This window comes from Runella defluvii (assembly GCF_014195535.1).
GTDB classification, from domain to species: domain Bacteria; phylum Bacteroidota; class Bacteroidia; order Cytophagales; family Spirosomataceae; genus Runella; species Runella defluvii.
In genome coordinates this window covers 54036-79003 of sequence record NZ_JACIBY010000003.1, presented here as the reverse complement: position 1 = coordinate 79003, position 24968 = coordinate 54036, and the positions used below count along the sequence as shown (strand labels likewise).

Genomic DNA, 24968 nt, shown 5'->3' with positions numbered 1-24968 from the left:
TACGACAATATCACTCATTCTCACATAGTCTCATTTGTTCATTTTACATGGAACTCACTATCTCGACTCCAGCTATTTTATTTTCAACGGTCTCGTTGATGATGATTGCTTTTACGAATCGCTATTTGGCGATTGCGAGCTTAATTCGTGAACTTCACGATAAATTTCGACAAAATCCCGACAAAAATTACGTGGACCAAATCAAGCACCTCCACCGTCGGGTTCACATCATCCGCAACATTCAGTTTATCATTGTCACCAGCCTGTTGCTAAGTGCGGTTTCGATGTTGGCCATTTATCTACATTACCAACCCTTTGCCCAAGCCCTATTTTTTGTAGCGCTTCTCATGCAAATTATCGCCCTTATGCTTTCCATTTGGGAGATTACCATTTCGATTCACGCCCTCAAAATTGAGTTGAGCGACATGGAAGCACAGCTCGGAAAGCGGTTCGATTTATTTGGTCGCTCGCGAGCTAAAGAATAATTTTTTCAACTCTCGTGCAACCAAGCTGTGCTTTTTAGCATCTTATAACAAAAGCCATTTTAACACTAAAAAGCACACAACCATGAAACGCCTTTCCATCTTTGTTTTCGCCATCTGCGTATCTTTTGTCAGTTTTGCACAAAAAGAAGTTTCAGCCAAAAGTATTTTTGAGGCGATTGACAAAAAACAACAAATCCAATACGACGGCGTCGTAGTCATAGGAACGCTGGATTTAACGGAGTTGTCCAACAAAAAACGCAAAAACAACAAAGCGTCTTGGGACGAATACAAAAGTACGGTTGAAGTACCCGTTGTATTCAGAAATTGTACTTTCAAAGGAGATGTCATTGCGTACAAAAACCTCTCAAAAGATGGCAAACGTAAAAGTATCGCAGGTTTCAACATTGAATTAGGCGAATCGAGCACAACCTATTCCACTGATTTTACTGAAAATGTGGTGTTTGAAAACTGTACTTTTGAAGGAGATTCTGAGTTTAAATACTCAAACTTTGCCCGCGTAGCCAACTTTTCGGGCACGAAATTTAGCCAGCAAGCCAATTTCAAATACGCCCATTTTAAGGGTGAGGCGTCATTTTCGGGCAATCTGTTTAGCGAATATGCTAACTTCAAGTATGCGGATTTCGACGACCAAGTGTATTTCAAAAACGCTCGTTTCCGCGACTACGCCGACTTTAAATACGCTCATTTCCACGACGGCGTATCCTTCAAAAGCGGCCGTTTCCAGCGCCATGCCGACTTCAAATACACGAGCTTCTCGAATGATACCGACTTCCAAAGTACCGATTTTGAAGGCTCTAACGATTTTAAATATTCCAACGGCAAACGCTACGTAAGCCGTTAGGAGACGAACATAAAGCGACAAAAAAGGGAGGTTCGACGCCTCCTTTTTTGTTTTGGTAGGTTTTAGACCCAAGGCAGGGCGATTTGATTTAACTTGCGACAAATCAAACAACTAAAACCCATGAAAAAAGCGCTATTCTTTGTCGGGTGCTTGGTCGGTTTTTCGGCCTTTGCCCAAGACAATGCGGGGTACCAGCTACCGCCCAAAGCCCTTGCCGATTTGGTCACGGCTCCTCCTACTCCTTCGGTCAGTGTCGATAGTAAAGGCCAATGGATGCTGGTGTCGGAGCGAAACACCTCCACAACTACCATCGCCGAACTTTCACAGCCCGAACTTCGATTGGCAGGTTTGCGCATCAACCCCGCCACCAGCGGCCCTAGTCGTGCCGTGTTTATCAACAACCTCAAGCTCCGCCGTGTAGCTTCCAATGCCACCGACGTACAGGTAACGGGTTTACCTACCAACCCACAGTTATCAAACGTTCAGTGGTCGCCCGACGAAACCAAGGTAGCTTTTACCAACACCACCGACGCTAAAATTGAGCTATACGTTTTGGACATCAACAGCGCTGCTGCGCGCAAAGTAAGCGATGTTGCACTCAACGCCGTTTTGGGGGTTCCTTATCAATGGTTGTCCGATAGCCAATCGTTTGTCATCCGCGGCATCCCTGCCAGTCGTGGCGCCGCTCCTGAAATCAGCCGCGTACCGACGGGGCCTACCGTTCAAGAAAACCTTGGAACTAAAGCCCAAGCCGCAACCTTCCAAGATTTGCTTAAAAGCCCATCGGACGAAAAACAATTTGAGTATTACGCCACTTCTCAGGCCATGAAGCTAGGACTCGACGGAAGCCTACAACCGATTGGAAACGTTGGGATCATCGCAACCTCTTCACCTTCACCCGACGGTAAGTACGTGTTACTCGAAACCGTTCATCGGCCGTTTTCTTATTTGGTAACTGTTAATCGCTTTCCATCGAAAGTCGATATTTACGAATCCAATGGGACGTTTGTAAAAACTCAAATCGACATTCCCCTCCTCGAAAATGTTCCTTGGGGGCCTGACGCCGCGCCTTCGGGTCAGCGTGGGCACAATTGGCGCAACGACGCCCCCGCCACGCTCTACTGGGTAGAGGCACGCGACGGTGGCGACCCTAAAAAGAAAATCGCTATCCGTGACGTAGTTTTGACCTCAGATGCGCCATTTACGGGCGAACCTAAAGAAATTTATGCGGCAGCTTTCCGTTTTGGGGGCGTGACGTGGGGAAATGCCCAAACAGCACTTTTCTCAGAACGCTGGTATGCCACCCGTAAAACCATTACCAAATTGGTAAATCCAAGCAGTCCTGCCAATCCTGTTGTTTTGTTCGACCGTTCTTCGGAAGACCGTTATAATAACCCTGGTTCGCCAGAATTGAAGAAAAACCAATACGGCGAAAGAGTGTTGGACATTACCCCTACCAACGACATTTACCTCACAGGCCAAGGTGCTTCGCCCGAAGGTGACCGTCCTTTTGTGGATGTATTTAACTTAGCTACCAAGCAAACCAAGCGTCTTTGGCGTTCGGAAGCTCCTTATTTTGAGCGTCCTATCAGTATTTTAAACGCCGAAAAAGGGTTGATTCTCACCTCACGTGAATCACAAGAGGAACAACCAAACTATTTCATCCGTAACCTAAACCCTGCGCCTAAAAAAGGCAAAAAACCTGCCGAACCCGCACTTACGCAAGTGACGTTTTTCCCGCATCCTTACCCGCAATGGAAAGGTATTCAGAAACAACAACTTCGCTACAAGCGCTCCGATGGCGTGGATTTGACGGCTACGTTACTTTTGCCTCCCGGCTACAAAAAAGAAGATGGGCCGCTTCCTTCATTCCTATGGGCTTACCCTGCCGAGTTTAAAAGCGCTGCTGCTGCTGGTCAAGTAAGTGGTTCGCCGTATCAGTTTAACCGCATTAGCTACTGGACGGGTGCCGCTTTTGCCACGATGGGCTATGCCGTACTTGAAAATGCTTCCATTCCAATCGTGGGTGAAGGCGACAAAGAACCAAACGACACCTACGTAGAACAACTCGTGGCTAGTGCCAAAGCGGCCATCGACGAAGGCGTGCGTCTGGGCGTCGTTGATGCCAATCGCGTCGGTGTGGGTGGACACTCCTACGGTGCTTTTATGACCGCCAACTTACTCTCTAACAGCAACTTGTTCAAAGCAGGCATTGCACGTTCGGGCGCTTACAACCGTACGCTCACTCCTTTTGGTTTCCAAAACGAACAACGTACTTACTGGCAAGCCCCTGATGTGTACAACAAAATGTCGCCGTTTATGAATGCCGACAAAATGAAAACGCCGTTGTTGCTCATTCACGGAGAAGCCGACAACAACACAGGGACATTCCCCATTCAGTCAGAACGTTACTACAATGCGTTAAAAGGAATGGGCGCTACGACCAAATTGGTCTTTTTGCCTTACGAAAGTCACGGTTATACGGCCAAAGAATCCCTTTTGCACATGTTGTACGAAATGGGCGGCTGGCTTGATAAATACGTCAAAAACGCTTCTGCCATAAATACAGGTTCAAAAACGGGTAAAATGTCGGGAGAAAAATAGACCATTATTATCGTTTTTTTTACAAGTTAACCCTAGTTCGCAAGGACTAGGGTTTTTCTTTGGTACATTTACCCCCGAAATAATAAACTCACATACTTTAATGAAAACGTTACTTACTTACACGCTTGTTTTGGTTGGTTTACTACTTACCACCACTGAATTTACCCTTGCGCAACGATGGGAACAAGTAGGCAAAAAAGGGGATTGGGAAAATACCCTTGATGTCGTTTCGATGAATGGTTTTTTGTACAGTATTGAAAAAAATGGTACACTTTTCCGAACCGATAAAAACGGAAATTATGAACAAATCGGGACAAAAGGTGAATTTGACAATGCTAATTTCTTGGTTGCCATGGACGGCGAAATTTGGACTGTTGAAGATGGCGACTTGTACCGTACCAATCCACGCGCAAGTACGTGGCAACGGGTTGGGAAACAAGGTGATTGGAAAGAAACAGCTGGCATGGTTTCGCTCAACGGAAAGCTCTACAGCATTGAAACAAATGGAACGCTCTACGAAACCAACAAAGATGGCTCTTGGACACAAATCGGGGCCAATGGCGAGTTTGGCGAAGCAGAAATGTTGGAGTCAATGGACAATCATTTATGGACAGTCGAGAAAGGAACACTCTACAAAACCAATATCCGATTGCTAAGATGGCAACAAGTGGGAAAAGTCGGAGACTGGGCAAATACCGTTGCGATGGTGGCTGACGGAGGTTATTTGTGGAGCGTAGAAAAAGATGGAACGCTCTTCAAAACGGATAAAAATGGCGCCTATCAGCAAATTGGCGAAAAAGGTTTGCTTAGTGAAGTAACCCTCATTGTGGCCATGGACGGAATGCGGTATGTGGTAGAAAACGGAACCCTGTACCGAACCAAGGGCTAATTAAAACCAAAAGCCCCAGCACAAGTTGCTGGGGCTTTTGGTTTGGCAATCGCTATTGTTTTGAATAAATTTGCCTTATATACTTTGTACTTATGTCCATCATTGCCGAAAAATACATAAATCCTTTTACAGATTTTGGGTTCAAAAAGCTTTTTGGCGAAGAACCCAACAAGGACTTACTTCTCGATTTTCTGAATGAGCTTTTAAAAGAGCAAGAAGGTAAAATCAAAAATCTTACGTATCTAAAAAATGAACATCTTGGACTAGGTGAAAGTGATCGTAAAGCTATTTTCGATTTATATTGCGAAAACGAACGTGGCGAAAAATTTATAGTTGAGCTTCAAAAGTCTAACGGTACGACGCTTCGTCAAAATTTCTTCAAAGACCGAACGCTTTATTACTCTACCTTCCCAATTCGTGAGCAAGCAAAACAATCAGATTGGAATTATGAATTGAAAGCAGTTTATACTATTGCCATTTTAGACTTTGTATTTGATGAGGACAAAACCGATAAAAACAAATATCGTTATGATGTTAAATTAACTGATATTCACACCTGTAGAGTATTTTATAACAAGCTTACCTTCATTTACTTAGAAATGCCCAAATTTCAAAAAAGTTTGGAAGAGTTGGATACTAGATTTGAGAAATGGCTTTATGTCTTGCGTAACCTTAATCGTCTGGAAAAAATCCCTGAAAAATTACAAGAGAAGATTTTTGAACGCCTTTTTGACGTAGCTGAAATCGCCAAATTCAGTAAAGAAGAAATTCTGTCCTACGAAGATAGCTTAAAGTACTATCGTGATCTTAAAAACTCTTTGGATTTAGCCAAAGAAGAGGGAAAATTGGAAAAAGCCAGAGAAATTATTCTCAATGGTCAACAAGAAGGTTTATCCATTTCAATACTTTCAAAAATCGTTGGATTGGCCGAAGAAGAAGTAATAAGCATTATCAATGAATCAAAATAGTATCTAAATGACTGCACTAGAAATCGTTCAACAGTATTACTCCCACTTTAATCAAAAAAACTGGCAAGGAATGTTAGACTTGCTCCACCCCGAAGTTCGGCACGAGCCTAACCAAGGAGAAGTCCGCATCGGAAATGAAAAATTTACTGAGTTTATGCAGAAAATGGACGATGCCTACGACGAAACTTTGTCTGACATTGTCTTCTTTTCATCGTCGGACGACACCCGAATTGCGGCCGAATTTGTCGTAAATGGTACCTATAAACAAGCCGAAGAAGGCCTCCCACCCGCCCACGGACAAAAATATGTATTGCCCGCAGGTGCATTTTTAGAAGTAAAAGAGGGAAAAATCACCCGTGTTACTACCTATTATAATTTACCACTTTGGATTAAATTAGTGTCTTAATTCGGTCAGACGATAGTCAGACCGTAACCACTACTCATTCGGTCTGACTATCGTCTGACCGAATGTAGTCTGACCAAAAGACAAAAATGCACACAACACTTTCTTTTGACACCAAACGCGGCGCTGAAATTGCGTCGGTATTTGAAGGACTGGGAAAATTACGCATCGCCGTTTTTCGCGACTTTCCTTACCTCTACGAAGGTACCCTCGAACACGAAAAAGAATACCTTCAAACGTATGCGAATTCAGAACGTTCGTTTTTATTTTCGGTATATGACGGCTCCGAAATGGTAGGCGCGACTACCTGCATTCCTTTGGCCGACGAAACCCCCGAAGTACGTTTGCCTTTTGAAGAAGCAGGATTTGACATTCATTCCATTTTTTATTTTGGTGAAAGTATTCTCTTACCTGCTTACCGTGGACTGGGCTTAGGACACCGTTTTTTTGACGAACGTGAAGCCCACGCGCGCAGTTTTGGCACATTTACAACCACCTGTTTTTGCGCTGTGGTTCGAGATAACCACCCCGCCCAGCCCCAAGATTACCGTCCAAACGACGCTTTTTGGACAAAACGAGGCTACGAAAAAGAACCATCGTTGCAAAGTTCCTTTGAATGGCTCGACCTCGGGGATACGCAGCCCACGGTAAAACCGATGGTGTACTGGATACATACTTTATAATTTTACGCTTCGCCCTAAGAGACACCCCTCTAGGGCGATTTTTACTTTGCATGAAACTAACACTCGCCACCGCCCAATACCCCATCACCGAACATAAAAATTGGGACGAATGGGTGATTCATACCGAAAAATGGGTAGCCCAAGCGGCCCACCAAAAAGCCCAATTGCTTCTTTTCCCTGAATATGGTTCGATGGAAATAGTAAGCATTCTTTCGCCCGAAATCCGCCAAGACATTCGCCAACAAGTGATTGAATTAAGTGCCTTGCAAGGAGATTTTTGCCAAGTTTTCGAGAATTTAGCCCGTAAATACCAAGTTTGTATTGTTGCGCCCAGCCTCCCAGTGGTCGAAGATGGCAAGCCTTACAATCGCGCTTTTGTATTTTCACCAAAAGGATTGATTGGCTACCAAGACAAGTTTTTTATGACGCGTTTTGAAGACGAAGAATGGGGAATACAATCTGCGCCAAAGGTGCTTACACTTTTTGAAGGAGATTGGGGAAGCTTTGGTGTTCAAATTTGTTATGATGTCGAATTTAGCATTGGCGCTCAACGTCTTTGTTCAGCAGGAGCATCATTAATTCTCGCTCCGAGCTGTACCGAAACCATCCGAGGAGCCACCCGCGTTCATGTAGGCGCACGTGCGAGGGCCTTAGAAAATCAAGCGTATATTGCCGTTTCACAAACCATCGGAAATGCCGAGTGGTCACCAGCGGTGGACATTAATTATGGCTACACAGCCATGTATTGCCCTCCAGATAAAAACCTACCCGAGGAAGGTATCGTTGCCCAAACGCCTCCACAACAAGCAGGCTGGTTAGTAGAAACGCTCGATTTTTCGCTCATCGAAAACGTCCGCACAGATGGGCAAGTATTCAACTACCAAGACCATCAACGTCTTCATAATCAATTCATCAGCGATGAAATAAAGGTCATCAAGCGGTTGATTTAAATTCTTTTTCTTGCAAAAAATAGGGTTAACACCCACCAACTAAGCCATGATAAACATTGCCCATCAACGATTAATCAATCAAAAAATCATTGACAGAGGTTTCCAACAACCCCAATATGCGGTAGAATTTTTGGGCGCCGTTCAAGCACAAGACTATCCCATGTCCAAATGGGCAGTGGGGATTCGCACCAAAAACGCTACCGACAAAACAGTAGAGCAAGCACTTGACGAAGGCTTGATTTTACGAACCCATATTCTTCGCCCCACTTGGCACCTTGTATCTCCCAAAGATATTCGCTGGATGCTCGCCCTGACTGCCCCGCATATCCATCAAATTTCGGCGCATTATAACCGAAAAATGGAGTTGAGCAGTGATTTATTGAATCTCACAGACGAGTTATTGGCCAAAGCCGTTGAAGGTCACAAGCACCTTACCAAAGCCGAATTAATGGCCCATTTAGAATTAGCAGGCATAAATACGTCAGAGGGACGTAGTTCGCTCATTTTGATTCATGCCGAACTTAATGGAGTTCTTTGCAGTGGTAAACAAAACGGGAAGAATAACACCTATGCTTTGCTCGAAGAACGGGCAACGTCTGCCCCGAGTTATACCCGAGAAGAATCTTTAGGGCTTTTAGCTCGTCGTTATTTCCGTAGCCACGGCCCCGCAACTCTCCACGATTTTGGATGGTGGTCGGGCTTAAAAATCAGCGATGCTAAAGCTGGCTTGGAGTCTGTCAAAGCAGAGTTTGTATCCGAAACCATTGAAAATCAAACCTATTGGTTTTTGCCCGACAGCCAACCTCCATTACAACCCACGACTTTTTTGCTTCCTGCTTTCGACGAATTTATGGTAAGCTACAAAAACCGAGCGGCTTCCCTCGATTCTTCAAACGTTTCGGCTGCCATCACCGCCAATGGCATTTTCAAACCCATTATTGTCGTCAATGGACAAGTTAAAGGACTTTGGAGCCGAACCGTCCAAAAAGAAAACGTACGTATTCAAACTCATTTTTTTTCTGATACAATAACCGACCCTCTTCTGACCGAAGCCGTCAAGGAATTTGCGTCCTTTCTAGGAAAAGAATTGACGTAAGCCTATTTATCCTTTTAATTTCCTCTCATTCATCACACATGCAAGCACCCCAAACAACAACTTTTACATCTTACCAAAAAATTGTTATTGCCCTCCTAGCACTCACTCAATTTACGGTAGTTTTAGATTTTATGGTGATGTCTCCCTTGGGAGATTCATTGATGAAATCCATGAAAATCTCTCCAACCCAATTCGGATTTGTCGTTTCGAGTTATGCCTTTAGTGCGGGAATTTCTGGCTTACTGACTGCAGGTTTTGCTGACAAATTTGACCGCAAAAAGCTACTTTTATTTTTCTATACGGGTTTTATCATCGGGACGCTTTTTTGTGGGTTAGCACCTACTTACGAAACCATCGTCGCCGCTCGCATCATTACGGGTTTATTCGGTGGCGTTATTGGCTCCATTAGTATGGCTATTATTACCGATTTATTCTCGCTCCAACAACGCGGGCGGGTCATGGGTTTTGTCCAAATGGGATTCGGGACAAGTCAGGTTTTGGGAATCCCTATCAGTTTATATTTGGCCAATGGCTGGGGCTGGCAAGCACCATTTATTATGATTGTCGGTCTGAGTATTATATTGGCCATTGTCATTCTGAAAATACTTCAGCCTATCACCGCTCACTTAGCCATTCAATCGGAGCGAAATGCCCTGTCTCACTTGTGGCATACCATCGCACAACGCAACTATCGAATTGGATTTATGGCCACCTCATTATTGGCGATTGGTGGTTATATGATGATGCCTTTTGGTAGTGTTTATGCTGTCAATAACTTAAAAGTAGGCCAACAGCAATTGCCCATTATTTTTATGGTAGCAGGTATTAGTACCTTGATTACGATGCCCATGATTGGGCGTTTGAGCGACCGAATAAACAAGTTTAATTTATTCACAATTGCCTCCGTTTGGATGGTTATTATGGTGCTTATTTATACGCGCTTACCCGTTATACCTCTCTGGGCTATTATTATTTTCAACGTTTCAATGATGGCTGGAATTATGAGTAGAATGGTGCCCGCTACCACCATGACATCGGCGATTCCTGACCCACAAGACCGAGGTGCATTTATGAGTGTAAATTCATCTTTACAACAAATAGCAGGTGGAATAGCCTCTTTTATTGCGGGTTTAATTGTGGTTCAACCAACAAATTTTAGCCCGCTTGAACACTACGATACGCTCGGAATTGTCACTTCAAGCATTACACTACTTTGTATAGGAATGATGTACCGGGTCAAATTACTGCTGGATACCAGTAAATAAAAAGCGAAAGCCACCGTTTAGGTGGCTTTCGCTTTTTATACAAAGAAATAAGCTAGAGAGATTAATCTTCGTCTCCGTCATCACTTTTTTTGGTGCGAGGTTTCTCGTCAACAAGCTTTGCAAAAAAGCCAGTTCCGATTCCGTCCAAATCTATTTTTTTAATTGTGAAATGAAATTCAGTTGTTCTGTAAGCCAATCCCAATTTGATAAAAATACCTTTCAACAACAATGAAAAACCACGGCCGATTTTAACAAGTTCGAAGGCAGTTGGATCACTTTCGTCTGAAGGGATAAGGTAAAGACCAACAAATCCTTTTTTGTTTTGATCAACACCTACTTTAAAACGAGCTGTCAAAGTAGATTCAACGCCCAAAAATTCGAGGGTAGGTAAAGGCAAGCTCAATTTACCATTTGAAGTAATATGTGCTTCTGGAACAAAAACTTCCTCTTTCACTACTCTTGTCTTTTCGACAAAATTATCCTCTTGTGTGAAGAATTTAATTTCTTTCTTTTTCATTGTTATTTTTTAATATATGTTAAAATTACTTTAACCACAAAGGTAAAAAAATAACATTTCAAAGCAATTTTTCTTTAAATTAAAATGGAAAGCCCCAAAAATGACTTTCCATTTTGAAATTTTTCTAAGAAAGCAATGTTAGTCAAATGAGCTATATAATTGGGCTAAAAATTTCTCTCTTGATGCTTCTAAAACCACCTCCATATTTGGTTTAAGCTTGAGAATATTTGTATGATCTACAATGGTTTGCCCACGGGTAAGCCCTTCTCCCAAAACGACTTCCACATACAGTTTTTTTATGTCAGTTGCGACGGTTCTGTCTAGCGCAACAGCCACGGTTATTGGGTCTGGTAAATCAAAGCCAATTTCCCCTGTTATCTCCGACGTAAAGCGTGCTTTTGCGCCTTGAATATCCACCACAAAATCGGCCAAAGGCTTTTGAATATTCCGTAATTCTTGCGTTGCTTTTTGGTCAAACGCCGCATATTTTATTGAAATATCCCAGCCTACCATTGTCATATTCATTCCCGATTGAAACACCATTTGGGCAGCTTCTGGATCCACCCAAATATTGTATTCGGATACAGGCGTGATATTTCCATATCCAAAACCAACTCCTCCCATGATAACACACGATTTTATTTTAGAGGCAATTTCTGGTGCTTTTGCCAAGGCTAATGCCATGTTTGTCAACGGCCCTAACGTAATGATTTCAATCTCATTAGGAAACTTATTTACGGTATCAATGATGGCATCTACGGCGTGTCCTTCCAATGGTTTTCGGCCTTTTAAATCTAACCCAATGTCGCCCATTCCATCATCTCCGTGAACAAACTGAGCGGTAAATAAAGGGCGAATTAATGGCTTTTCTGCACCCAAATATACCTTCGTTTCATACTGGCATAAATCGACCATATAAAGCGCATTTTGTAGGGCTTTATCGGCTGGCACATTTCCCGCCACAATCGTTATTACTTCTACCTTTACATCAGGCGATTTCATCGCCATCAGCAACGCAACGGCATCGTCCGAGCCTGTGTCTGTATCAATCAACAAATGTCTCATTGGCTATTTCATTACTATACATTAATCTGATTTTTGTTTGTTTTCATTTTCAAGCGAACGAATATCCAAATCGTTACCCAATCGTTTCACTTTCTCCAACTTGCTGACGCCACATGGCGTAATAAAGCCCTTTTTGAGCCAACAAATCGTCGTGATTTCCCGCTTCTACCATCTTTCCTTTTTCAAGAACAAAAATTCGGTCAGCGTGCATAATTGTGCTCAAACGGTGGGCAATAAGAACGGTAATATGCTGCTCATTATTCGATAAATCACGAATTGTTTGCGTGATTTCTTCTTCTGTCAACGAATCTAAAGCTGACGTAGCTTCATCAAAAATCAACAAATTGGGGTTTCTTAACAAGGCCCGCGCAATAGACAAACGTTGTTTTTCTCCGCCCGACACTTTCATTCCCCCTTCTCCAATCACGGTATCTAAGCCATTATCAGCACGGTTTAAAAGCGAATAGGCCGCTGCTTTTTTCAATACATCTAAACAATCGGCATCGGTAGCAGATGGCTTTACAAACTGAAGATTTTCGCGGATTGTACCTGAAAATAACTGAGCATCTTGTGCCACAAACCCTATTTGCTCACGCAACTCATCTTTGTCAATTTCTCGGCTATCTATTCCGTTGTATTTAATGTGCCCTTGCTCGGGATCATACAAGCCCACTAAGAGTTTTATGAGCGTAGTTTTACCACTTCCCGAAGGCCCCGCAAAAGCAATTGTTTCTCCTTTTTTAACCTCAAAACTAACATCTTGTAAAGCCGTTCTCGAAGCGGTCAAATGTTTAAATGAAACGCCTTGAAAATCAATTTTTCCAATTTTTGTCAGCGTGGCAGGTTTGGCAGGTTTAGCTTCAATGGGACGACTCAAAATTTCACGAAAATTATTCAAAGACACCTCTGCTTCTCGGTACAATTGTATCACATTTCCCAACTCTTGAAGTGGGCCAAATATAAAAAATGAATACAATAAGAGTGAAAAATATTGCCCAATCGTCAACACTTCTTTAAAGATAAGCCAAAGCATCAGCGCAACAATACAACTTCGCAGAAAATTAATAGTTGTCCCTTGAACAAACCCAAGCGTCCGAACAAATTTTACTTTACGGAGTTCTAATGCCAGAATTTTTTCAGTATTTCCATTCAAACGCTTTACTTCTTGGTCGGTCAGTCCCAAACTTTTTACCAACTCAATATTTCGTAACGATTCTGTCGTACTTCCCGCCAAAGCGGTTGTTTCGGCCACAATTTTGGTTTGAATTTTCTTGATGCGTTTACTCAACACTGAGCTCAACCACGCAATGATGGGGATGGTCAAAAAATAAACGGGCGCAATGGGCCAATACACGCTCAGGGCGTAAAAAATCACAAACGTAATACCAATCACTGATTGAAAAACGACGTTCACGACCGACGTAATCATGCGTTCGGTATCGGTTTTGACTTTTTGCAACACCCCCAACGTTTGACCACTTCGTTGGTCTTCAAACACTTGATAAGGCAACGCCAACGAGTGTTTAATCCCGTCCGTATAAATCTGCGTACCGACGCGCTGGGTAATCACACTAATAAAATAATCTTGAAAATTTTTGGCAATCCGTGAAACCATTGCGGCCCCAACGGCCATCCCAACGTATTTTAAAACACCCCATATATAATCGCTTTCGTTGAAATCCTTGATGTGCGACGCATAACGATCGATAACCAAGCGGTAAATGTAGGGATCGAGCAGGGAGAAGATTTGGTTGATAGCGGCCAATGTCAAGGCCACAAAAATAAGTTTCCAATAAGGTCGGAGGTAGCGGTAAAGTATATCCATGGGAGCAAAACACCAACCTAGTCCATTATGTTCCTAAAAACAAAAAGAGCGGCTATTCATCTAATTGAAGTAGCCGCTCTTTGTATTACTAAATTTTTTATTGCTGAAAATACTGCACCGCACTTACTGCTTCAATGTAGTCAGCGCCTACTTTCATGTGGGCTTGGTGTTCGGGAGAAGCACCGTAAAGAGGTAAGTCCTTCTTATCTCCAAACGTAAAAACATAGACATGCTTTACGTGGGCGGGGTCTTTGGCATCGTCCACGACGCCCCATTCGTACGACCGAACCATTTTTAATTTAGCTAATCCTTTAAAAGATTGATCAACCACGCCGATTTGCGTGTCAGACGTTCCTGACTTGAACGTCACCGTTACTGCATGTTTGTACAGTTTTTCGGATTGCTGATACGAAGCAAATCCGTACAGGCCGAGCAGCAGTGCTAAGCTTAAAGCAAAAGCAACCACTTGAAAACGAGACGGTTTCATTAGAGTAGAGTAAAACATGGGTTAGAACAAAAGAAACTCAAAACTGCCAACTAATGCTCAACTTGGCATTAAATGGCGTTCCTGGGGTAAAGTGGATTTCTTCCACAGGCTCCGTTTCGTTCTGAAGGCGGCTTTCGGTCGCAAATTGGGTTTCTTTCCATTGGGTATTGAACATATTTTGCACCGATAAACCTACTGAAAAACGATTTTTGGAATAATTCACCAAGGCATCCGTCACAAAGTAGCCCTTGGCCACAATGCTATTGTCCTCATTTGCAGGTCGGTTGCCTATATAACGATAACGTAAACTGCCACTAAAACCTTGTTCTGTTTTTAAAGTTAATCCACCTACACTCGTAAAATTGACGGCCAAGGGCAGATAATTCTGTCCTTCGGCTTCGCCTACGGCGCGTGGTTTGGCCCAATTGGCATCCAAATCAAAGAACAATTTTTTCGATAATTGATAGCGCATCGACACGTCCACGCCTTTGCGCACCGACTTGCCCGAAGGCTCCACTACCCCCGCATCACCCACATAGACAAACTCTTGGTTGAGCCACAAGTACCAGTACGAGGCGTTAAGGAGCATTCGCGGGAATGGCTTCCAAATTGCCCCTAAATCAGAACCGTAAGCGGCTGGCAAAATTTCTAAGCCGTTTTGAGCCACCACCGCGCGGGTGTCGTTGGAATGAAAACCTTTGCCGAGGTTGACGTACAACTGCACATTGGGGTTATAGGTATAATATACGTTCAATTTGGGCGAAACGATGGCCGCATTGGCTTTAAATTTCGTATTATTTTGGAGTTTGTCGAGGTATTGGTTGTTAAAATAATCAAAACGAACCCCTGCCGTCGCCGACAAACGTGGGCTTAATTGGATGGTTTCGTCCACATACACGCCTACATTGGCTTCGTTGACATCGCCCAATTTGATGGCTTCCAATAATTGCGTGCGGTCTTTGGTCCGCGACAATTCCGAACCGTTGGTAAGGTCGTGGCGGTAATTAAGACCCGTGTTAAAAGTTGCTTGTTTGTCGCCAATGGCATGACCTATTGAATAATTGGAGTTATAACCCCACAAATTTCTACCTTCCTTTTGGCGAATTTGGTCACCATTTACGGGGTCAACCAAGAAAAAGGTAAAGTTAGAATACAGTTCAAAATTGTAGTTCGAGTAAAAGAATTGATTCTTCCAGACGTGGTTGCGCTTGGTCAATGTCACCAATTCCGCGTTGACGTTGGTACGGCTGGTCTCACCCCCTTCGTTGGGGTCAATTGCCCCATAAAAACCAATGGAGCCATCGGCCACTGAGCGGTCAGGGATTTGCCCCGAAGCATTCCACTTGCTCCAAAAAGTCGAAGCCGTCAGCGTCAGGTTGGTATTTTGGGTTAAATGCCCGTGGTATTTTCCCAACAAATTGATTCGGTTGAAATTCTGAGGAGCTTCAAAATACGCATCCGAGTAGTTGTATTCACCCGCAAGATAAACATTGTGTTGCTTTGTTTTCAGCACATTAACCCCCGACACCAACCGATAAGTATTAAACTGCCCTACTTCGGCTTTGGCAAAACTGTGTTCCAAGGTTGTTTTAGTACGAAAATTAGCCCAGCCCGCCGTGGCAAAATTTCCTTTGTCGGTGTCGTATAGTCCCTTTTTAAAATCCACCCCTTCAATCAATTCGGGAATGATAAAGTGCGCATCGGCATACCCTTGGCCGTGCGCGTGCGACACCATGTTGATGGGTACGCCGTCCACCGTCAGACGAATATCCGTTCCGTGGTCGATGTCAAATCCGCGCAAGAAGATTTGTTCGGCTTTGCCTCCGCCCGCGTGTTGACCAATGACCAGCCCAGGCACAATCCGAAGCACTTCTTGGGAATTGTTGATGGGACGTGTTTTAATGTCAAGGCTTGAAATCACTTGTTGGTGCTGCGGATTCGAGGCCGAAACCTTTACTTCACTCAATTGAACTTGCGATTCTGACAGTCCAAACTCTAGGTTTACACTCTCATCTTCTTTTACTATTACTAGCTGATTTTGAGCCGAATACCCCACAAACGACACCTCAATTCGATACGTATTGGGTTCTAAATTGTTGATTTGAAAAAAACCTGTCGCATCCGTCGTTGCTCCTTTTTTAGAATCCGCCACCACGATGGTAGCTCCTACAATCGGTTGTTTGGTCGATTTATCAATGACCCTCCCGACCACGCTTCCAAGGTGGGCGAAGGCAACATACATACTTAAATGAAGAATGAATAGTGTGGAAATAAATTTTTTCATGAATTTGAAATAGTGTTTGTAAATACGTTCGGCAAAGTTAGCGACTGAAGATGTTACTTTTTATAACTAGCATTGTTTTTAGAAAACATTTTCTAAAAACAATGCTAGTTATGACCCAACTCTACAAACGAGCCAACCATTCGGTCACAAAATTGGGACTTTCCTGTATTCGTTCTACCATCCAGGCCAATGCCAACAACATCATCATCACTGCTCCTGCGGTACGTATAGGGCCGTAAAAGGAGGTTTTGGCCAATAAAAACAACAGGGGAAATGCCACAGCGAGGAGGGTCAATTGCATTAGTTCGATGCCTACGTTAAACCCTAAAATACTCAGTACCATTTGGGTGGTTGATAAATCAAGATTAGTAAGGGTTTCGGCAAAGGCCAACCCATGAACCAAGCCAAACAAACCTGCAATGATGACTTCACGTTTAGGATAAATCGGTTTCAACGCATGAAACGCCGACACCAAAATCGTAATCGCGATAAGCACTTCAATGGGCTTCGCAGGAAAATGCAACCATTGAAGCGCCCCAATGAGTAGAGTCAGCGAATGCCCAACGGTAAACGCCGTGATAATTTTCAGAAGGTTCAATAAACTGGCTTTCAACTCCAAGCTTTTGCGCCAACGACCCTCCGAAACAACCAGCATCGCAGGAAAAAGAAGCGTCAGAACAAACAAAAGGTGGTCAGTGCCTTCGGCGATGTGGTCGATGCCCAAATGCACCATGTTGGTAAATCCTTTCCAGCGGCTTCCTTGTTGTAAACTTACCAAAAACGGATTCAGTTTGTTATTGACCACATCCCACTCAATGACCCCAATCTGTTGGGTCAGGGTATCTTCCCGCACCAACCCTTGCGCCCAATCTTGCTTGACGTGGATTAGGGCTTTGTGGCTTGCCACTTGGTGCAAGATGACATCATAATCAAAGAAAAAATTGCGCAAGTCGTAGCCAGACGGAGGCACCATGTCAAACTGAACGACCAACTCTTTGTACATTCCTACGATGGGGTCGTTACTTTCCAATAGCTGCATCTCCCCCACCGTAACCTTCCACGGCATTCCCTCAAAACTCTTGGGACGGATATGTTTCACTAAATACCTCCGAAGCGAGTCCCCCAAACGCTCTACCAGGCGCTCGGAATGGTCGCTGACACTCATTCCAATGGCCGATTGAAGCTCGCTTAAAGGCAACAAAACCTCACCTGAAATGTGCTTTTCGTGAATGTTCAATACGACCATAGAACTGGGCATGGGATGGGCAAAGAGATACCCCCCTGCCCCCCATTGGGGGAACAAAAATACGAATAGTAATAGCCCCCTGACCCACGCTTTAGTTGCCACCATAATCTGATTTTCTATCTCTCCAAACTGAGTGAGGGTGAACGCCATTTTTGATGATAATTCCACTTTGCATCGACCATTCAATCCATACACTTGGGCCATCTATCAACAAATAATCACCTTGGGCTGCCATGGTTATACCTCCGTAGTAAGAAACATAGGTTTCGTCTAACTCCGATTTGTATTTGGCTAATACCGCCGCAGCCGCTTTATCATCCAAATCATCGACGTAGGTTTTAATCGCGGCCAACAATAAATCTTTCTGAGCGGTGGTCAAGTTTCCAGCCTTTACCCCCGTTTTTGTGGTCGGGAAACTACCATCTTTTTGAGGGCCAACAATCAAATCATTTTGCGCCGCCGAACGTTTTGCCGTGGCTAGTTCGGTCGTACTTAGGCTTTTCATAAAATTAGCAAATGCTGCTGTTTCTTGCACCAAAGGCTGTACTGTTTTTCCAGTATTGGTCGATGTCCAAGTTGGGTAGGGTTCTGTTGAGCGGAACGATGGCGTTCCTCCAGTCATTTTGCCGCCACTGTAGGTATAAATGATGGTTCCGTGGTGTCCTCCGATTTGCAAACACCACAAACCCGTTGTGCTTGGCGTTCCTAAAAACCCAATGTAGTAATTACCTGAACCATAGCCACTATCGCCTCCGTTGGCTCTTAGGTAATCATCTGCATCAATAATCCCTGCATATTCTTCGCTGCCTTCGTTGGCACCTGTTCCCGTGGCTGCTTTCACTAAGTTGTAAAAGGCCGTCCATTGCGCAGTTGAAAACGTACTTGACGCCAACCCAACACGTCCTTTGTACAACGATTGGGGCAAATTACTCCAAAGTTTGGCCTGCGCGACGGTGTAGGTATATTGTGCCGAGGCCACCTGCGAAGAGGTCAAAGTAGCTTTAAACGCCTCAGAAGCTACCACAATCGCCGCAATATTGGTCTCCATTGACCATACCGTACCTGTGCCCGACGACGAACTTGCAGCCGATACTGTAAGCGACAACGTACACGATTGGCCACCTAATGAAATGGCAAAAGCAGCCGTCCCGCTGGCTGAAGGAGTTCCTGAAATGGCATAGGTCACTGAACCTGCCCCCGACGCCAAAGTTCCTGCTGCTAACGTGGCGGTCAAGCCCGTGACGCCCGTAGAGGCAATTCCCGAACCTGCCGAATATGCCACGCCATTGCCACCCGTATAGGGCACGGTGGCCGTTCCAGTAAAAGCCGCGTTGGCTTGTGGCGTTCCTGAGAAAGTCACCGAAGCACAGGTAAGGGTAGTAACCGTCGCCGTTGAAGTCGTAGGTGTCGGGTCATCAGTTGACTTATTGCAGGCAATCAACAGTACAATTGTTCCTACAAATACACTTGCGAGAAAATGATTGATTTTCATACTAACTTATTGAATTTGGTTTCAATTAGTTAGACGCAAGTTTTGGAATCTATGTTGAAAAAAATGGGTGGTTTGGAAGTGAAAAGGAAAAAAATGGAGGTGAATCGTCGTTCTTTAATTTTGTTCAAACCATCGCTTAAAAGGCGTCACTTTTTCTTTGCTGATGATAATCGAAAAACTCGCTTCGGGTTGAACTTTTACGTTGACTCGGCTATTAAAGTGCGATTCAATTTCGATTATACTTTCCCGCGAGAGAATGTATTGACGATTGGCGCGGGTAAATTCTGCGGGGTCAAGCTGCCCTTCCAAATCCTCCAATTTAAAGTCAACCACCAGTTTACGTCCGTCATACAATTGACCGTACACCAGTCCATTGTCAATAAAAAAGTAAGCAAATTCTTCGGTCTTAATGGGCAAGAGCTTATCTCTAAATTTTACTAAAAAGCTTTTGCGATAGGCTTTGGGCATAAACACTTGCTTCTGAATCAGTTCGTTCAGGCGTTCTTGTTGCATCAACTGCTGGTTTTGAAACTTCTCAATCGAAAAACGCAACGAGTCTTCGTCGATAGGTTTCAACAAATAATCTACACTGTTGTGCTTAAATGCCCGAATGGCGTATTCATCAAAGGCCGTCGTAAAAATGATAGGCGTGTTGAGCTGCACTTGCTCATAGATGTCAAACGAAATTCCATCGGCTAGCTGAATGTCCGAGAAAACTAAGTCGGGACTGGGATGGGACGTAAACCATTTGATACCTTCTTCTACGCTTTCAATGACAATTTCGACGGGGTCTTCCACGCCTATTTCTCGTAACAAAAACTTCAATTGACTTGCCGCCGCTGGCTCATCTTCCACAATGACTATCTTCATGGTATTAATGGTAAAACAACACAAAATTCCTCCCCTTGTTTGATTTCGATTTCACGGTGAGTCAACAATTTAAACCGTTGGTTGAGGTTAGCTAGCCCAATACCCGTCCCCGCCGAATTTGGCCTCAGATTCAACGAATTTCGCACCAACAAACTCTTACTATCCGACTGATAATCAACAAAAATACTCAAGGGCAACGCCGACGAAATGACGTTGTGTTTGATGGCATTTTCAATCAAAAGTTGAATCGAAAGAGGTGGGATTTTGACGGAAGCCTGCTCATCCACGTTCTTACAAATTTTGAGGTTATCACCAAACCGCATTTGTAAGAGAAAAATGTAGCTATCCACCAAATCCATTTCTTCTTTGAGGCTCACCAGCGACTGCTCTTGCATCGTCAACGAATACCGAAGTACTTGCGAAAGTTTCTGTAAATAACGCTGACTTTTGGCTTTGTCTTCGTTGATAAGCCAGCTGAGGGTATTGAGAGAATTAAACAAAAAATGCGGGTTGAGTTGGTTTTTAAGGGAGTTAAGTTGAACCAATACATTTTCGTGTTTAAGCTGTTCGTTTTCCAGCAAAACCTCATTTTTTTTCTCCGCTTCGGTCATAAAACGGCTAAAAAAGTAAGCAATAATTGCCATCAATACGCCGCGAACCACGACCGTCCCTCCCGTTTTGAGGGGCAAACCAATGATAAAATAATTGGCTAATGTCAACCCAACACTATATGCCACTAGTATAGCCCCCGCTCCTACCCACTGCTTAGTTAGCCCTTCGTTTTTCTTCGTTGCTTCATAAATCCATTGAATAAAACCCATTGCAAAGGCAACACTGAACGCTACCTGCAAAAAAATATCCAATTGAACAATGGGACGGTTCAATCGAGGAAGGTTGATAAAAACGATGGGGAAATTGACAAACGATGCCACAAACAAGGCGATTCCCCACACAAATCTTTTTTTCGTCATTGTGAAATATCAAGCTTTACGCTAATAACTGAAATGTGTCATTTCTTATTCAAACCACGAAGGTAAATAAACGTGAAAAGGAAAAAATGGCCAGTGAATCTAATAGGCAAAAAGCGTTCAGCCTGAAATTCATTTCAAACGGAATACGTTGTTTATTAAGTTTCTTTATAATTTACCCGCAGATTTACGCTGATTCTAAAACCGCAGATAACCGCAGATTTTGGGTGATTAATTCGGCTAATGAGCTTATCTGCGCCAATCCGCGTTGAATTTTAATCTGCGTTATACTCCTTTTTAAACAAGGTACTGAACGCTTTTTGTAAAATCGTTTGCTTTTTACTTTTTCGTATTGGGCGGGTTGTTGAGCAACCCGCTACACACTTCAAGCGGGTTGTGAGCAACCCTTGGCACGAAGGTGCACGAAGGGCTATTTTCTAAACTTCGTCACGCGGGTATCTTTCATTACCCCTTTCCAATTTAATCCAAAACCAAAATTATAGACGTTTCCATCGGTATCTTTGTGGCAAGTCAAATCGTACGGAACGTCTTCTGCCTGTTTTTCGACGGTCTTCATGTCCAACGGCATTTGCATTGGCAACAACGCCGACGGCTCTGATTTGCCCGCAATGGTTTCAATGATGGCTTGGTCTTGCACTCCAAAACTCAACAAGATGGCACTTGCCGCAGGCTCAATCTCCGAAAACAACATCGGATTGGTAGTATTTACCGACACAATCACAGGTTTTCCTTTCATCTTCGTTTTGGTATCTTGTACCAATTTCATATCAGTGTTGTTGGGCGTTTTTACCGTTTTTCCCTTGTACGAACGATTCGTAAAGTTTTCTAACGCATCGCCTCCCGCAATACTCACTTCGCGGGCATCGGTAGCCGTATAGTCATTGTACTGCAAACTAATGGGGATGTAGCCATTTCCTCCTTTGGTTACATCTTCTTTGTCATACCCAATGTTTGCCTTTGGATTTTCGATAAAAACAAGGGCAAAATCGGCCTCGTCGGCATTATCGGTGACATTAAAGTACTTTTTGACTATCTCCATATTCACAGGATAATCTTCTGAAGCGGGCGTTTCCATTCCTAAGAAATTGCGGCTTGCGGCCACAAAACGTTTGGGTACGTACACTGTCTTTTTGGAGGTAATCGGCAAGGCTTGTCCGTGGTTTTTCAACAACACAATTGACTTCAATTGTGCTTCGTAGCCTGCTTTCATAAACTCAGGCTTACCGACTGTTGCTTTCGTCTCTTCTGGGTTTAGATAAGGGTTTTCGAACACCCCCACTTGGAGTATATTTTTCAACAAACGCACTGCCGATTGCTCCATCCGTGCCCTGATTTTGGCCTCCCCGTGTTCTTTTATGCCCAATTGATACGCGTCCAAAATAGGTTTCATATCATTGACGCCCCCATATTGATCAACCCCCGCCATCAAGGCTTTATAGTGTAGTTCGGCCAACGTTAGGTTTTCAACACCCCACGATTTTCCGTCCATAAACGAGTCCATCGACGTGTGCAGTTTGGTTACATTCCAGTCGGTACACACCACGCCGTCGTAGCCGTATTTGGTACGAAGCAAGTCCGTAATGAGGTATTTATTGTAATTATTGGCCACGTTCTCGTGGTTTTTCTTGTCTTGGTTCCACGAGATGGTGTAGTAAGGCATGACCGCCGACGCCATTTTGGTTTTTCCTTTCAACTTAAACGCTCCCTCGGTAAACGGTATCAAATGGGCGTCGAAATTATTGCCAGGATACACCGCAAATTTTCCATTGGCGTAGTGGGCATCTCTACCCGCCTCGCCCGAACCGCCTCCTGGCCAGTGCTTTACCATGGCATTGACGCTCATCAAGCCCCAATCGGCCGACTGAAAACCTTCACAGTAGGCTTGTCCCAAAGCAGCAGAAAGTAGCGGACTTTCGCCAAAAGTACCATTGAAACGCGACCAGCGAGGCTCGGTAGCAATATCAACTTGGGGCGAAAGTGCGGTGGTGATACCCAAAGCGCGGTATTCAGCCGCCGCGATTTTGCCGAATTTTTCAACCAGCATGGGGTCAAATGTAGCTGCCATTCCTAACGAACTTGGCCACATCGAAATCTCACCTCCCGATGCCGCGTCGTACTCAGCACGCGAACGCGTACCATGGCGCGGGTCAGAACTGTTGTTGGCAGGAATACCCAGTCCGACACTTTCACAAAACGCCTGCATTTTGTTGTTCCATTTGGCCGCAATTTCAGGACTTTGAACGGTCGTAATCAACACGTGTCGGAGGTTATCGTCGGCCAAAAATTTCTTTTGCTGGTCGGTCAGGTCCGTTGGGTCAGTTTCTCCCGTTTTAAACGGCTTTCCGTTGTACGTCCCCGAAAAATACCCACCAGCGCGGGCAGGAATCGACTGATGCGAAGAGTACAGCATCAATCCAGCGATTTGCTCTACGGTCAATTTTGAGGCCAAATCTTTGGCCCGTTCGGCGTAGGATAACCGCCAGTCTTCGTAAGCATCTAGCTTACCGTTTTTGTTTAAATCTTTAAAAGCAAAGCCATTAACTGTCAACAGCTTTACCCCAGACATTGGGGAATAACCAAGGGTTTGACCACCCTGATTTTTTACAATCGTTACTCCGCCTTGTGTAGTTTCAGTCCATTTTTGTTGGGTAAAAGCAGTGGTAATGATGCCTAAAAATAAGCAACCTGAAAGGGTAATTTTATTCATTGTTGTTAGGTCAATTTGAATGTATCATTTCGATACAATGATAGTTTATATTCTCCAAAAAGCACAATTTTGTAGTTGGTAAATCCATGATTCGGGGGGAAGAATCGGCAGATGGGGCAATCGGCTCGACGAGTTTATTCTACTAAAAAGTCGGGTTGTAAGCAACCCTCTGCACGATAAAATCGGGTTTTGAGAAACCCTTTGCACGAGAATTCGACACTCTGCACTCTACATTCGACACTAACTTATCGAGCTATGAGAAACCCTCAGCACGGTCACACGGTTACTACAATCTTGCTTTCGTCCCCGCTAGCAGCTTTTTCCAACGCTTTTTGGAGTTCATTCAGCGGAGCAAAACTTGAAATGATGTTGCTGGGAGTAACCACTTTTCGCTGAATCAATCGGATAGTTCGTTTAAAATCAGTGGGATGATGGTATATAATCGAAGGGACAAACGTAATTCCTTCGCGCGCTATCCGTAGAGGTGTAAACTCCGCAGGGCGTTCTGATAACCCCACCAACACCACTTCCGAACCACGCGGTGCTGCCGACGCCGCCAACGTCGCTGTAGCAGCCGAACCTGCACATTCAAATACCGCAACTACCTCATTTTCAACCCACATCGAAAGCAATTTTTCGGCATTACCATTGATAGGAATTGCCCCCTCTTGCGTAGCTTTTTGTAATTTTTGTGGGTTAATTTCAGTAACCAGAACCCGATAACCCAATCGAAGTGCTAAATGATTAAGCAACAATCCTATCGCTCCTAACCCGATAATGGCAATGGCATCGCCTGGCTTAGCAGAAGAAGTAAACAAGGCGTGAACCCCCACGGCCATGGGCTCAATACAAACGGCGTCAAGGTCTGAAATATCGTCGGGAACGGCCCACGCAAACTCCGAAGGAATGCACACATATTCGGCAAAACAACCATGTTCAAGTAGTCCAACAACCCGCTTATTGACACAAATATTTCCTCGTCCACTTTGGCAGTATCTACATCGATGGCACGGAATGTTGGGTTCCACTACCACCCGTTCTCCTACTTGTCTGCCCTCCACTTTTTCTCCAATTTTATCAATATATCCCAGCCCCTCGTGCCCAATTACGGTAGGTTTGGCTAGCGTTCGATGCCCCATAAACAAATGAACGTCAGACCCACAAATCCCTACGTTGGTGAGTTTTATCCGAACCTCACCCGCTTTGGGCTCGGGAGTATCAATGGCGCGATGAACAATTTTTCTCGGTTCTTCTAAAAATGCTGCTTGCATTTGTATTTCA

21 protein-coding genes are annotated in these 24968 nt (G+C 44.1%); 10 read left to right on the top strand and 11 right to left on the bottom strand.

The features are described from left to right. Positions 1-47: 47 nt before the first annotated feature. From FHS57_RS07930 to FHS57_RS07885, 10 genes are all read left to right on the top strand, one after another. Positions 48-485 (top strand): DUF2721 domain-containing protein, encoded by a 438-nt coding sequence (locus tag FHS57_RS07930; protein WP_183972333.1) that lies wholly within the window; start codon positions 48-50, stop codon positions 483-485. 82 nt (positions 486-567) lie between these two features. Beyond that, positions 568-1347, top strand: a complete 780-nt coding sequence (locus tag FHS57_RS07925) for a pentapeptide repeat-containing protein (RefSeq protein WP_183972332.1) — start codon at positions 568-570, stop codon at positions 1345-1347. 120 nt (positions 1348-1467) lie between these two features. Then, the gene (locus tag FHS57_RS07920; RefSeq protein ID WP_183972331.1) at positions 1468-3951 is read left to right on the top strand and encodes a S9 family peptidase; all 2484 of its coding nucleotides are present in this window, start codon (positions 1468-1470) and stop codon (positions 3949-3951) included. 100 nt (positions 3952-4051) lie between these two features. Next, positions 4052-4840: a hypothetical protein gene (locus tag FHS57_RS07915; RefSeq protein WP_183972330.1), complete on the top strand. Its 789-nt coding sequence runs from the start codon at positions 4052-4054 to the stop codon at positions 4838-4840. Positions 4841-4932: 92 nt separating this feature from the next. Next, on the top strand, positions 4933-5808 hold the full coding sequence (locus FHS57_RS07910) for an Rpn family recombination-promoting nuclease/putative transposase (protein WP_183972329.1): 876 nt from the start codon (positions 4933-4935) through the stop codon (positions 5806-5808). Between the two features lie 7 nt (positions 5809-5815). Continuing rightward, positions 5816-6214, top strand: coding sequence for a ketosteroid isomerase-related protein (locus tag FHS57_RS07905; protein WP_183972328.1), 399 nt, complete (start codon positions 5816-5818; stop codon positions 6212-6214). 86 nt (positions 6215-6300) lie between these two features. Then, positions 6301-6894 (top strand): GNAT family N-acetyltransferase, encoded by a 594-nt coding sequence (locus FHS57_RS07900; protein WP_183972327.1) that lies wholly within the window; start codon positions 6301-6303, stop codon positions 6892-6894. A gap of 50 nt (positions 6895-6944) precedes the next feature. Then, on the top strand, positions 6945-7844 hold the full coding sequence (locus FHS57_RS07895; RefSeq protein WP_183972326.1) for a carbon-nitrogen hydrolase family protein: 900 nt from the start codon (positions 6945-6947) through the stop codon (positions 7842-7844). 46 nt (positions 7845-7890) lie between these two features. Further along, positions 7891-8940 (top strand): winged helix DNA-binding domain-containing protein, encoded by a 1050-nt coding sequence (locus FHS57_RS07890; protein ID WP_183972325.1) that lies wholly within the window; start codon positions 7891-7893, stop codon positions 8938-8940. A gap of 38 nt (positions 8941-8978) precedes the next feature. Further along, positions 8979-10205 carry an MFS transporter gene (locus FHS57_RS07885; RefSeq protein WP_183972324.1) on the top strand — a complete coding sequence of 409 codons (1227 nt, stop codon included), beginning with the start codon at positions 8979-8981 and terminating at the stop codon, positions 10203-10205. A gap of 61 nt (positions 10206-10266) precedes the next feature. Here the strand turns inward: FHS57_RS07885 and FHS57_RS07880 are convergent, their stop codons facing one another. From FHS57_RS07880 to FHS57_RS07830, 11 genes are all read right to left on the bottom strand, one after another. Further along, entirely contained in the window at positions 10267-10722 is a 456-nt protein-coding gene (locus FHS57_RS07880) for a hypothetical protein (protein ID WP_183972323.1), read from the bottom strand. Positions 10723-10860: 138 nt separating this feature from the next. Beyond that, positions 10861-11787, bottom strand: a complete 927-nt coding sequence (locus FHS57_RS07875) for a nucleoside hydrolase (RefSeq protein WP_183972322.1) — start codon at positions 11785-11787, stop codon at positions 10861-10863. A 73-nt stretch (positions 11788-11860) separates the two neighbouring features. Next, positions 11861-13612 carry an ABC transporter ATP-binding protein gene (locus FHS57_RS07870; protein ID WP_183972321.1) on the bottom strand — a complete coding sequence of 584 codons (1752 nt, stop codon included), beginning with the start codon at positions 13610-13612 and terminating at the stop codon, positions 11861-11863. Between the two features lie 97 nt (positions 13613-13709). Then, complete coding sequence (locus tag FHS57_RS07865; RefSeq protein ID WP_221225571.1) at positions 13710-14117, bottom strand: Dabb family protein; 408 nt, start codon at positions 14115-14117, stop codon at positions 13710-13712. Positions 14118-14136: 19 nt separating this feature from the next. Further along, positions 14137-16383: a TonB-dependent receptor gene (locus FHS57_RS07860; protein WP_183972319.1), complete on the bottom strand. Its 2247-nt coding sequence runs from the start codon at positions 16381-16383 to the stop codon at positions 14137-14139. 121 nt (positions 16384-16504) lie between these two features. After that, positions 16505-17779, bottom strand: coding sequence for a HupE/UreJ family protein (locus tag FHS57_RS07855; protein ID WP_229601285.1), 1275 nt, complete (start codon positions 17777-17779; stop codon positions 16505-16507). Continuing rightward, positions 17721-19121 carry a DUF3500 domain-containing protein gene (locus tag FHS57_RS07850; protein ID WP_183972318.1) on the bottom strand — a complete coding sequence of 467 codons (1401 nt, stop codon included), beginning with the start codon at positions 19119-19121 and terminating at the stop codon, positions 17721-17723. Before FHS57_RS07850 ends, FHS57_RS07855 begins: the two co-directional genes overlap by 59 nt. A gap of 114 nt (positions 19122-19235) precedes the next feature. Beyond that, entirely contained in the window at positions 19236-19991 is a 756-nt protein-coding gene (locus FHS57_RS07845) for a LytR/AlgR family response regulator transcription factor (protein ID WP_183972317.1), read from the bottom strand. Continuing rightward, the gene (locus tag FHS57_RS07840; RefSeq protein ID WP_221225570.1) at positions 19988-20962 is read right to left on the bottom strand and encodes a sensor histidine kinase; all 975 of its coding nucleotides are present in this window, start codon (positions 20960-20962) and stop codon (positions 19988-19990) included. Before FHS57_RS07840 ends, FHS57_RS07845 begins: the two co-directional genes overlap by 4 nt. A 427-nt stretch (positions 20963-21389) precedes the next feature. Next, the gene (locus tag FHS57_RS07835) at positions 21390-23687 is read right to left on the bottom strand and encodes a glycoside hydrolase family 3 protein (RefSeq protein ID WP_183972316.1); all 2298 of its coding nucleotides are present in this window, start codon (positions 23685-23687) and stop codon (positions 21390-21392) included. A gap of 275 nt (positions 23688-23962) precedes the next feature. After that, on the bottom strand, positions 23963-24958 hold the full coding sequence (locus FHS57_RS07830; RefSeq protein WP_183972315.1) for a zinc-dependent alcohol dehydrogenase: 996 nt from the start codon (positions 24956-24958) through the stop codon (positions 23963-23965). Between the last annotated feature and the right edge of the window lie 10 nt (positions 24959-24968).